The 11,794-nt window shown below is 43.6% G+C and carries 12 protein-coding genes; 6 read left to right on the top strand and 6 right to left on the bottom strand.

Annotated features, from left to right (window positions below):
• Window positions 1-28: 28 nt before the first annotated feature.
• Complete coding sequence (locus HYN43_RS16435; protein WP_119410381.1) at window positions 29-1,894, top strand: M1 family metallopeptidase; 1,866 nt, start codon at window positions 29-31, stop codon at window positions 1,892-1,894.
• Window positions 1,895-1,963: 69 nt separating this feature from the next.
• Here the strand turns inward: HYN43_RS16435 and HYN43_RS16430 are convergent, their stop codons facing one another.
• From HYN43_RS16430 to HYN43_RS16420, 3 genes are all read right to left on the bottom strand, one after another.
• Window positions 1,964-2,350: a YtxH domain-containing protein gene (locus HYN43_RS16430; RefSeq protein WP_119410380.1), complete on the bottom strand. Its 387-nt coding sequence runs from the start codon at window positions 2,348-2,350 to the stop codon at window positions 1,964-1,966.
• A 184-nt stretch (window positions 2,351-2,534) separates the two neighbouring features.
• Complete coding sequence (locus HYN43_RS16425; protein ID WP_031266224.1) at window positions 2,535-2,729, bottom strand: cold-shock protein; 195 nt, start codon at window positions 2,727-2,729, stop codon at window positions 2,535-2,537.
• A 121-nt stretch (window positions 2,730-2,850) separates the two neighbouring features.
• On the bottom strand, window positions 2,851-3,990 hold the full coding sequence (locus tag HYN43_RS16420) for a GAF domain-containing protein (RefSeq protein WP_119410379.1): 1,140 nt from the start codon (window positions 3,988-3,990) through the stop codon (window positions 2,851-2,853).
• Between the two features lie 495 nt (window positions 3,991-4,485).
• On the opposite strand from HYN43_RS16420, the gene HYN43_RS16415 reads away from it, so the two are divergent.
• A complete protein-coding gene (locus HYN43_RS16415; RefSeq protein ID WP_119410378.1) occupies window positions 4,486-5,142 on the top strand; it encodes an HAD family hydrolase in 657 nt (218 codons plus the stop codon).
• 75 nt (window positions 5,143-5,217) lie between these two features.
• A complete protein-coding gene (locus tag HYN43_RS16410; protein WP_119410377.1) occupies window positions 5,218-5,979 on the top strand; it encodes a hypothetical protein in 762 nt (253 codons plus the stop codon).
• Window positions 5,980-6,123: 144 nt separating this feature from the next.
• Here HYN43_RS16410 and lysA read toward each other — a convergent pair whose 3' ends face one another.
• Window positions 6,124-7,299, bottom strand: coding sequence for a diaminopimelate decarboxylase (gene lysA, locus HYN43_RS16405; protein ID WP_119410376.1), 1,176 nt, complete (start codon window positions 7,297-7,299; stop codon window positions 6,124-6,126).
• Between the two features lie 151 nt (window positions 7,300-7,450).
• Entirely contained in the window at window positions 7,451-8,761 is a 1,311-nt protein-coding gene (locus tag HYN43_RS16400) for an aspartate kinase (RefSeq protein ID WP_119410375.1), read from the bottom strand.
• 449 nt (window positions 8,762-9,210) lie between these two features.
• Between HYN43_RS16400 and HYN43_RS16395 the strand changes: the two genes are divergently transcribed.
• The 3 genes from HYN43_RS16395 to HYN43_RS16385 are packed head-to-tail and all read left to right on the top strand — an operon-like array spanning window position 9,211 to window position 10,717.
• Window positions 9,211-9,756 (top strand): RNA polymerase sigma factor, encoded by a 546-nt coding sequence (locus HYN43_RS16395; RefSeq protein WP_119411258.1) that lies wholly within the window; start codon window positions 9,211-9,213, stop codon window positions 9,754-9,756.
• Window positions 9,737-10,009 carry a hypothetical protein gene (locus tag HYN43_RS16390; protein WP_162996524.1) on the top strand — a complete coding sequence of 91 codons (273 nt, stop codon included), beginning with the start codon at window positions 9,737-9,739 and terminating at the stop codon, window positions 10,007-10,009. The genes HYN43_RS16395 and HYN43_RS16390 overlap by 20 nt, the downstream gene beginning before the upstream one ends.
• A 15-nt stretch (window positions 10,010-10,024) precedes the next feature.
• Window positions 10,025-10,717: an ATP-dependent Clp protease proteolytic subunit gene (locus HYN43_RS16385; RefSeq protein WP_119410373.1), complete on the top strand. Its 693-nt coding sequence runs from the start codon at window positions 10,025-10,027 to the stop codon at window positions 10,715-10,717.
• Between the two features lie 171 nt (window positions 10,718-10,888).
• Here HYN43_RS16385 and HYN43_RS16380 read toward each other — a convergent pair whose 3' ends face one another.
• A complete protein-coding gene (locus HYN43_RS16380; RefSeq protein ID WP_119410372.1) occupies window positions 10,889-11,761 on the bottom strand; it encodes a creatininase family protein in 873 nt (290 codons plus the stop codon).
• Window positions 11,762-11,794 lie beyond the last annotated feature (33 nt).

Here is an 11,794-nt window from a genome sequence, read left to right as displayed (position 1 = left end):
TAACTTGCCGGTTAAAATTTAAGACGACATGATCAAACCTATTATTTTATCGGCCGTAGGCTGCCTTTTTTTAGTGCAGGCCAAGGCTCAAAGCCTGTATATGCCCCGCGATATACAAAAGGCTTATCAAAAGGAAACCCGATCGGCAGATGGCCGACCGGGGAAAAAATACTGGCAGAACACCGGCAAGTATAATATCAACATCACAGCTATTCCGCAAAGCCGCTCGGTAAAAGGCACTGAGCAAATCACTTATATTAACAACAGTCCTGATACGCTGAAAAGGCTTAACATGAAACTGATTGTTAATATCCATAAACCGGGTGTAGCCCGCATGGGCGATGCCGGTGCAGATTATCTTACCCCAGGCATTCAGTTTGATAATTTTTTAGTTAACGGCGAAGCCAAAAAAGTGCCCTCAACCTCAACCAACCAATGGGTGCCTTTAAGCAAACCTTTAATGCCTCATGATTCGGTCAAGCTTGATATTGGCTGGCATTTTGAAATCTCGAAAGAAAGCGGCCGCGAAGGTATGATCGATTCGACTACCTGCTATCTGGCTTATTTTTATCCAAGGGTATCGGTATATGATGACTATAATGGATGGGACAGGCTGCCATTTTTAGATGCACAGGAATTTTATAACGACTTTAACGATTATAAACTAAGCGTAAGCGCCCCTAAAAACTACGTGGTTTGGGCTACAGGAACCCTGCAAAACCCTAACGAAGTATTACAGCCCGAGTACGCCAAACGCCTCCAGGCCTCATTTACCAGCGATTCGACCATCCACGTAGCCTCGGCTGCCGAATTGGCCGCGCATAAGGTAACCGCCCAGAATGATCTAAACACCTGGGTATGGACTGCAAACGACATCAGCGATATGGCTGTAGGTATCAGCGACCACTATGTATGGGATGCTGCCAGTGTGGTTGTTGATGATGCTACTCACCGCCGTGCCAGCATGCAGGCCGCGTTTTTAGACAGCTCGGAAGATTTTCATCATGCTGTACAAAACGGCCGCAACTCGTTAGACTGGCTTTCGCACAACTGGCCGGGCGTACCGTATCCTTTCCCTAAAATGACCTCATTTCAGGGCTTTGCCGATATGGAATACCCGATGATGGTGAATGACAGCCATACTGATGATGTGCGTTTTTCGCAGTTTGTACAGGATCATGAAATTGCTCATACCTATTTCCCTTTTTACATGGGCATTAACGAAAGCCGTTATGCATTTATGGATGAAGGCTGGGCCACAACTTTCGAGTTGCTGATAGGTACATCAGAAGTTGGCAAAGAAAAAGCCGAAAAATTGTACAAAATGTTCAGGGTTAACGGCTGGATCCACGATGCAGCAACTGCCGAAGACCTGCCTGTTATCACTCCATCAAGCGAGTTGCGTGGCGGTTATGGCAACAACTCGTATGGCAAACCATCATTAAGCTACTTTGCTTTAAAAGATATGCTGGGCGACGATATGTTCAGGAAAGCCCTGCATGGTTATATGGATCGCTGGCATGGTAAACACCCCATCCCTTGGGATTATTTCAATTCGATAAGCAGCATAACCGGTAAAAACCTAAACTGGTTTTTTAATAACTGGTTCTTTACCAATTATTATATCGATCTGTCGTTAAAAAGTGTGACCAAAGCAGCCGGAGGTTATACGTTAGCTATCAAAAACGTTGGTGGCTTTGTGGTGCCGTTTGATGTAAAAGTTACCTACGCCGATGGTGCAACAGAAACCTTGCACCAAACACCTGCCGTGTGGGAAAAAGATCAAAAATCAATCTCGTTATATATTAAAACAATCAAAGCCCTTAAGTCGGTAACGTTGGATGGCGGCATATTTATGGATGCAACCGAAGGCGATAATACCTGGAGTAAATAATATTAAATCGTTATAAAAAATAAAACCCGGCTTATGGTCGGGTTTTATTTTTTATGATAGTACTAAATATTATGCATTCTGTACTGAATTGTTCCAGTCATTAGCAGTTTCTTTAACTTTTGATTTAGCGTTGTCGGCGGCATCGGCAGCTTTATCGGCAACATCATTTATTTTTGATTTGGCGCTGTCAACAGCGTTGTCTTTAGCATCCCACAGGTCGCTTACTGTACCGTTAAATTTGCTTTTGGCCTTATCGATTACGTTGCCGCTGTATTCTTTAATATCGTTTGCTGTATTTTGAGCTTTGTTTTTTGCGTTATCAACCAAATCGTTGATATAATCTGCAATATCACCCCTCAACTCGGTTCCTTTTTCCGGAGCCAATAACAAACCCAAAGCCGCGCCCGCAGCTGCACCTATCAATAATGCCGCTATAACTTTTGCTTGATCTTTCATGTTCTTTATTTGTTTATGTGTAGACGATTTATGATACTATTGATTAAACAACAACAATGCCAGTTTTATTTTAAAGCTAATAATTGCACGTTAAGTTGTAGTAGCTAAAACGTTAACAAAAAGCAAACAAAAAAGGCACCCATAAAAATGGGTGCCTGGTAGGCTTAATGATTTATATTATAAATTATATAACTTTTACATTTACCGCGTTCAAGCCTTTACGACCGTTTTCAACCTCGTATTCTACGGTGTCGTTTTCACGGATTTCGTCGATTAGACCTGTTGAATGAACAAATACGTCCGGACCGCCATTGCTTGGCACGATAAATCCGAAACCTTTTGTTTCATTGAAGAATTTTACTGTTCCTTGATTTTGCATTATTTTATTTATTAAAGCGCCCAAGGTAGGTATAATTTAGCGTAATAAAGCAAGGCCCACAGCTTTATTTAGAACGCTAATAAATAGCAGGCAGTTGTAAATAATGCTAAATTGTTTATTTTTAGGCTACTATAGCCAGGTGCCGTCCCTGTATGGTTTCTTCCGAATCTTTTACAATGGCCCTGATCTTTTCGTCCAGTTCGTTAATGGTATGTTCCATCATGCTGAAATAACTGAAGTCGATATTTTCAAGGCGCATCAGGTCGATAATACCCAACAGGGAAGCCACCGGCCGGCGTAATTCGTGCGATTGGATGATCGCTATGCGGTTAAGCGCTTCGTTTTGGATACTGATCTGTTCTTCGTGGCGTTTGCGGGTGGTAATATCTGTCGAGTTAATGGCTACGCCAACAACATCGCCGTTATTATCTTTTACGGGTACAAAGGTGGTTTCTTTCCAGCAGGCCTGCGCGGTTCCCGGCAAAAGCTGCCATTCGCGTTTTATGGTACGACCGCTTAATGCTGCCGCAAAGTATTTTAAAAACTGGCCTCTGATGGAGGGCTCGGTAAAATCCATCAGGTTATCGCCATTGTTGATCTTTTTATTGTACAAGGTTTTTATAAATACCGCCGCCGATTTATTGAAGGCCATGATCTCTAAACTGCGGTCAACCAAAATGTGGGTATCCTTCGAGCTATCAAAAATGGCTTTAAGTTTCATTTCCGATTCGGTGATGGATGCCTTTTGGGTTTGCGATTGTTTATGCTGCTGCTCAAGCGATTGCAGGCTCCAGTTAAGTTCCATCAGGTTTACTACCTGCTTAGCCAAACCTTTTAAGGCTTTAACCTGGCGTTCGCTCAACTCGTTTGATTTAAAATCAACTACACATAAACTGCCAATGGCATGGCCGTCTTTAGTAATGAGCGGGGCACCGGCGTAAAACCTTGCGGCGGCGGGGCCGGTAACCATGGGGTTATTGCAAAAGCGCTCGTCGGCTTGCAAATCGGGCACTACTAAAACTTCTGTTTGGGCGATGGTATGGTTGCAAAAAGCTACCTCACGCGGGGTGCAGGTAATTTCGGTACCAATGGCTGCTTTAAACCATTGCACATCAGTGTCAAGCAAGGTAACCAATGCAACGGGGGTGTCGCAAATATCAGCCGCCAGGCTCACTATTTCATTTAAATCAATTGTGATATCGTCGCTAAAATCTTTAAACTTCTTAACGGCTCGAAGGCGCAGGGGTTCGCTATTCATCATGTAAGAATTAGTAGTTTTTTAAATGTGTAAACAGGAAACTCTCCTTTTTTTACCAAATTATATGCCTGTTGTATTAAATACGCAATGGATTGCTTAACAGATGTCGAAAATGTGAAAATAACAGTTGTTTTGTGTAACTGTAGTGTTACATTTTGTTAAATTAATTATTGTTTAAATAAAAAAATAGTATAGGTTAAAATTGGAAAATAACGGAGGTTTTGCAGTGTGTATTTTGTGAACAGTAGGTGTAAAAAAAAAAGCCCATCAGCCTTTAGGGCCAAAGGGCTTACTAAACAAATAATCGCACAAAAACAACCTCGACGCCCCGCCTTATTAGTTTAGCCACATTTTACTGCTTATTCGGGATCACACTTATCTAATCAATGTGTTTAAAGAATATACGCCCGAAACCCTGTTTTAGTTTTTAAAAACTTAAGTTTGCGCCCGAAGCTGCGATTGGCTTCAAAATCCCCTGGAAAAACTGAAAAACAATAAATGAAGGCCTTTATATTCGATCTTAACGGCACCATGATTAATGATATGCCATATCATACCAAAGCCTGGCAATATCTTTTAAATAATGATTTGGGCGGTAATTTTACCTGGGACGAGGTGAAGCCCCAGATGTACGGCAAAAATCAGGAAGTACTGGTGCGCATGTTCGGCCCCAACAGGTTTACTACAGATGAAATGAACCGCCTGTCGATATTAAAAGAGCAACGTTACCAGGATGAGTTTTTGCCGCACCTGGCCTTGCTACCCGGCCTGCACGAGTTTTTGGAAGCAGCATACCAACAAGGTATTCCTATGGCTATCGGCTCGGCAGCTATTCCTTTTAATATTGATTTTGTACTGGATAACCTCAACATCCGTCATTATTTTAAGGCAATTGTAAGTGCCGACGATGTGGTGCTGAGCAAACCCCATCCCGAAACATTTTTAAAAGCAGCCGAATTGTTAAATACTTTACCAACAGATTGTTTGGTATTTGAGGATGTGCCCAAAGGTGCCGAGGCAGCGGCTAATGCAGGCATGAAAGCCGTGGTACTTACTACTACACATGAGCAGGATGAGTTTATTGAATTGCAGAATGTGATTCATTTCGCCGCCGATTTTACTGATAGCTTTTTCACCAGGCTGGTAAAAATATAATAGCATCTGTTATTTTACAGGGAGTTTTAACGTATCATTGTTGAGATAATAAACCCTTGATCTGAACCTTTTACAATGAAACTCCTTTTTTATTTTTGTTTGCTTGGTACGGCCATAACCATCAGTTCGTGCACCGATCACCTTTATGCGCCGGCCTTGTACCATAGCGATATAGCTTATTTGCCTAAGCCTTTGGTTTCGGATACCGCTAAATCTTCAACGTATATTTCGGGCGGGATAGTGCAGGATTTTAGTCCCGACTACTCGAATGACCTGGTTAGCGGCCAACTTAATCTGAGCCGGGGCCATGCCTTTGATCATTTTAACCTGGCCTACGGGGCCTTCGGCTCGTTTGGGAACGATCATAACCGCAATTTACAGCCCAACGGTCCTTACTATTTTAAAAACAAGTTTTTTGGTGCTGTTGGTGGCAGGCTTTCAGGTAATGCAACCATCAGTACTGATAAGGTTGAATACCGTATAATAGGGTTTGAAGGAGCATATAGCCATGAGTTTGGCGATTATCTTAATTTCAGGCGGGCAGTTACTGATAAGCCGAAATTTTATACCGATACCCGCGCCGATCTGTTTACCCTGGGCGCAACCACCGAGATGATATTTAAAAGCAGGAGACGGGGCAACCAGTTTGGCTTCAGGTTTTTTTGGGGAGGCACATTTGGCGATAAGGGATACAGTAATAAAAGCAGCGATTATGTTTACCGGATTGAAAACCCGGGTATGATGACCGCTGCTTATTTTATGCAGATAAAAAACTATATAGCCATTGTTGAAGGAGGATCGTACTGGCAGTTCAGGCTTGGCTACAGGTTTAAATAGCTAAACTGATAGGTTATTTTTATGTAGAGGCGCATAATTGCGTCTCCCGGATGCAATTTACGGTGGCAAGATGATGTGCAAGGCCGCTTGTCCTACCGGAGACGCAATTATGCGTCTCTACTTGAAAAAATCCCCCTGCCTGTTTTAAACAGCTTCCGAATAAACCGAACCCACTTTATCACGCAGGTTATAACCCGATGCCATTACCTCGCCATAAGCACCTGCAGTACGCACCGCAATCAAATCGCCACGGAAAGATTCGGGAAGAGTAACATCCTTCCTGAAGCAATCAGTACTTTCACATATCGGCCCAACTACATCATACATTAAACTTCCGGACTTTCCGACTTCCGGACTTTCCGACTTTCTGCTTAAATTCTCTATCTGGTGGTAAGCCTGGTAAAGCATAGGGCGGATTAACTCTGTCATGCCCGCATCAAGGATCAGGAAATTCTTTTTCTGTCCGTTTTTAACGTATAATACTCTTGATATCAACGATGCGCTTTGGGCAACCAATGCTCTGCCTAATTCAAAATGTACTTCCTGTCCCGGTTTAACATTTAAAAAGTTTTTAAACACCTGGAAGTAAGCCTCAAAATCGGCAATGTTGGTATCGGGGTTGTAGTAATCAACGCCCAGGCCGCCGCCGGTGTTCAGCACTTTTACCGGGAAACCGCGATCTTCAAACCAATCCTGCATCTCGTTAATGCGGGTACAAAGGTTTTTATAAACTTCCAGATCAGTAATTTGCGAGCCGATGTGGAAATGGATGCCTAAAAACTGCAGGTTATCGCATTTGCGTAAGGCAGAAGCCACATCATTCAACTGCCAGGTATTGATGCCAAATTTGTTTTCGTCCAAACCGGTGGTAATAAAATGGTGGGTATGGGCATCAACGTTAGGGTTAATGCGGATAGCCACACCGGCTTTTTTATTTTTAGCCTTAGCTAATCCATCAATAATAAAAAGCTCCTGGATAGATTCGACGTTGAAGCAGAAAATATCAGCATCAAGCGCCAGGTTTATTTCCCTGTCTGATTTACCTACGCCGGCAAATACTACTTTGCTTTTATCAAAGCCATGCTCAATAGCTGCTTTCACCTCGCCGCCGCTCACACAATCGGCACCAAAGCCATAGGTTTGAATGGTATCGATAACTTTTGGGTTAAAATTAGCTTTCATGGCGTAATGCACATGGAAGCCATGCTTTGCCGAAGCATCGCGGCAGGCGCTTAAAGTGTTTTTCAACACTTCCATATCGTAGTAATAAAACGGGGTATCCAGACCGTTAAATTTATCTATAGTTTTTGTTGTGAACATTGTAATCTATCGTCAAATCATCCGGAAGAATTTTTGTCCTTCGCAATGATATCTTAAATTAAAAATCTCAATTAAATAAATCCGAAATCGAAAATGCGACATCCGAAATCGAAGTAAAATAAATCCGAAATCGAAAATGCGACATCCGAAATTAAAACAACCTGTTATGCAAACTCCTCAAGGTCTCCACCTTATCTTCGGTTTTAACCAGTAATGATAGGTTATGGTCGCTGCCACCGTACGAGATCATCCTTAGCGGAATATGCTTAACCGCTTCCAGTACGCGGGCTGCATAACCATGTTTTTCGGCACCGAAATCGCCTACCACGCAGATTATGGTTTGGTTAACATCTATCTCTACCGAGCCGTAAGTATTCAACTCTTTGGTAATATCGCCCAGATAGGTAGTGTCGTCAATAGTTACGGATACACCCACTTCGGATGTAGTGATCATATCGATAGAAGTTTTGTAACGCTCAAACACCTCGAATACTTTACGCAAAAAGCCATGGGCTAACAGCATCCGGCTTGATTGGATTTTGATGGCGGTGATCGCATCTTTAGCGGCGATGGATTTAATCTTATCCTTTTCGCTGGTATTGGTGATGAGGGTGCCCTGTGCTTTAGGGTCCATGGTGTTCAATAACCTAACCGGGATTTTATACCGCTGGGCAGGGAACACGCTTTGCGGGTGCAAAATCTTGGCACCGAAATAAGCCAGCTCCGCAGCTTCATCAAATGAGAGCTGGGCAATAGGCTGGGTCCCTTTCACAATGCGCGGATCATTATTGTGCATGCCGTCGATATCCGTCCAAATCTGTACCTCTTCGCTGCGGATGCCTGCGCCGATTAATGAAGCGGTGTAGTCACTGCCGCCGCGGCGCAGGTTATCAATCTCGCCGTAAGCATTGCGGCAAATATAGCCCTGGGTGATAAACAGGTCTACTTCGGGGTGCTGATCAAGCAGGGGCTGCAGGTTTTCGGTGATGTAGTCAACAATAGGTTCGTTGTCTTCATCTATCTTCATAAAATCCAAAGCAGGCAGCAATACCGATGGTACACCTATTTCTTTCAGGTAAACATGGTAAAGCGTAGTTGAAAGCAGCTCACCCTGGGCAACTACTATTTTATCTTCAATATTGGTGAAATGATCATTAGCCAGGTTGCTCAGTAATGAAAAATGGTAGTCGATCACCTCCTGGCCCTGGGATAAAAACTCAGGTTTGGCAAGCAGTTCCTTTATAAAAATTTCGTACTTATCCTTCAGGATAGTAATAAGCTGTGCCGCCTTCTTCTTATCGCCGGCAAGGTAAGCTTGTCCAATTTCTACAAGGCTGTTTGTTGTGCCTGACACTGCCGAGAGCACCACCACCTGCCGCTCGGCGGGGTTAATGATGTCAAGCAGTGCTTTCATCCGGGCGGGGCTACCTACTGATGTCCCACCAAATTTTAAAACTTTCATTTTTATGTTGCTGTTAAACTGATACCCCGGGGTATCGGCATTTGAGGGGCTAAAAATAGTGTTTTAAAACGCTTATCTGTAATGTGATTGGAATAAAATTAGTTGGGTGTTGCCGAGTAGGTTTTTGAGCACGCAGAGGCGCAAAGCCGCAAAGATTTTTGAGGGTGGATAGTTTGAGATTTTAAGAACGCAAGGAAGGCTAAGTCGCAAAGGTTTTTGAGGGTGGAGAGTGAAGGATTTTAAGCAGGCAGAGGCGCAAATTTTTTTGTGGATAGTTTAAGAACTTTATGTATTAAGATAGTCTCTACTTGGCGTGCTTATTTCGATACAATGCAAATCTATTATAGTGGGTCCACTTCGCATGAAAGACACTATCCTCAAAAATAATTTCATAAATTCACGGGTGATATATCATGCATTTTACGCACTTACTATTAAACGCGATGATCATGGCAAATGAAATAGTTTTTAATGAGCCGGTAGCTGAAAGGGAAAAGCTGATAACAACGCTTTATAAAACGGCTTTCCCTGTTGTGGCCAAATATGTAGCTAAAATGGGCGGCTCGTTTGATGATGCCAGGGACATTTTTCACGATGCGCTGGTTATTTACTATGAAAAGATGGTTGCCGGCGAATTGCCTGCACAGAGCAACGAAAAAGCATACCTGTTAGGCATAACCAAACATCTTTGGCTTAAAAAGTTCAGGGAGGATAGCAATAGCCTGCCGCTTGATGGCTATGAATTTGATATTACGGATGAAACGGATGAGCATCCATCATCCAACAAACTGATGCGCTACCTCGAAACCGCCGGTAAAAAATGTATGGAACTATTAAGCGCTTTCTATTACCACAAACAACCCATGAAAGAGCTTGCCGGCTTATTCGGTTATACAAACGAGCGCTCGGCTACCGTACAGAAGTACAAATGCATTGAAAAAGTAAGGGAAACAGTTAAACAACAATCATTAACCTATGCGGACTTCATTGAATGAGATCAAGGCAATTGATGATTTTGTGCTGAAGCTTGCCCCGCCCGATGAGGCGCTGCTTTTTGAGGCTAAACTGATCATCAACCCAGCAATGCACGAGCAGGTAATGTGGCATAGGCAAACCCTTGGCCTGGTAAAACAATATGGCCGCAATAAACTCAAAGCCGAGATAGAAGCCGTACATAAAAAACTATTCAGCCAGCCTGAGCACGAGGGTTTCAGGCTAAAGATCATGCGTTTTTTCGGTAAACGCTAAATACCTTAAAATTTTATGAATATCAAAAACGAGTTCCGCAAATACGCGGTAGGGCACCGCCGTGTGCAAAGTTTGCATGTAGACAGGTTTATTGGCCAGGTAAATAACGGCCGGATCAACATGGGTATGACACCTTATATTATGGAAGAACGCCAGTTAAATATCTCGCAAATGGATGTTTTTTCGAGGCTGATGATGGATCGGATCATCTTTCTGGGTACCGCTGTGGATGATAATGTTGCCAATATTATCCAGGCGCAGATGCTGTTCCTGCAATCGGCAGATGCCAAAAAGGATATCCAGATCTATATTAACTCGCCGGGTGGTTCGGTATACGCGGGGTTGGGTATTTATGATACTATGCAGTTCATTTCGCCCGATGTAGCAACTATTTGTACGGGCCTGGCTGCTTCAATGGCTGCAACGTTGCTTTGTGCTGGTGCACATGGTAAAAGAGCAGCGTTACCCCATTCGCGTATCATGATGCACCAACCTTTAGGTGGCGCGCAGGGGCAGGCATCAGATATAGAGATTGCCGCCATACAGATTGCCAAAATGAAAAAGGAGCTTTATGATATTGCCGCCAAACACAGCGGCCAGAGCTACGAAAAAATTCATGAAGTATCTGACAGGGATTATTGGATGATAGCTAAAGAGGCTAAGGCTTTCGGGATGATTGATGAAGTGTTGGGCTTTAAGGAGGATTAAAAGAAATCTTTATAACGCAACACACAACAATCCCGCTGCCGCTCGGCTGGAGCCGAGTGGCAATTATTTTCAGGCCTCTGGCCTGCGTAAGCGAGTCGGCCAGAGGCCGTAGGATAGTCGTCACTCGGCAGGAGCCGAGCGACGGCGTTTTGGCTTATTTTATAAATTTAACTACTTATTCAGCGCATCCACCTTATCATAAAACTCATTTTGCAGTTTAATGGTGCTGGTATCGGCCTTAATAACTTTAAGCGCCTGTATAAACGTAGCAATCTCATGCTCGGCTATAAATTTGCCAAACTCGGGTGTGGCTTTAGCGCCCTCGCCTGCATAGTGATTAGGGTAAGCAGCGTACCACCATATTGGCGTATAAACATTAGGCAGACTGGAGCGATGCTGGTTATCGCCCGATTGCGATGCGGCCCTGTCCATCTTCATTAAATCAGGACGATAGTAAAGCAGGGTAGAAGTTTCACTTTCGCCGGCATGCTGATCGTTTTCCATCGGTGATTTATGCATTTTGCGGTATTGCTCGGCATATTCCTTATCGCCGCCGCGAGGGTTGTAAAAGTATACAGCATAATTATGGCGTTTATTCAACAGCGATTGCATAAAAAACTGGATAAACTCCGGGTTGCCGCCGTGACCGTTCAATATCACAATTTTATCAAAACCATTGCGGGCAATTTCATCGCAGGTGGCTTCCAGCAAATCCCAGATCACTTTGCTTGGCAGTGCGAATGTGCCGGGCTGATGGCGTGCTTCATTAATCTGCCCGTAAAAATAATCTGGAAAAACTACAGCATATTCGCTTTTAACAGCATGCGCGGCCCATTCGCGCACATGGATCAAATCAGTACCGATAGGCGAGTGAGGACCATGTTTCTCGAGGATGCCAATTGGCAGGATACAGGTTTTTGACGATTTTTCGAGCGCAGCCGGAAAATCGGAGGCAACTAACTCATCCCAACGGGCCGGTAATTGTTGGGCATACGAATAGCCCGAAAGCAGCAGGGCTGCAAACAGCAGTAAAAAGGTTTTCATGATAATAGCGGGTTTATTGTTTGGTTAATGCTG

Source organism: Mucilaginibacter celer (genome assembly GCF_003576455.2).
Classification (GTDB): domain Bacteria; phylum Bacteroidota; class Bacteroidia; order Sphingobacteriales; family Sphingobacteriaceae; genus Mucilaginibacter; species Mucilaginibacter celer.
Note: the sequence above shows the minus strand (reverse complement) of the source record. Positions and strands in the feature narration are given on the sequence as shown.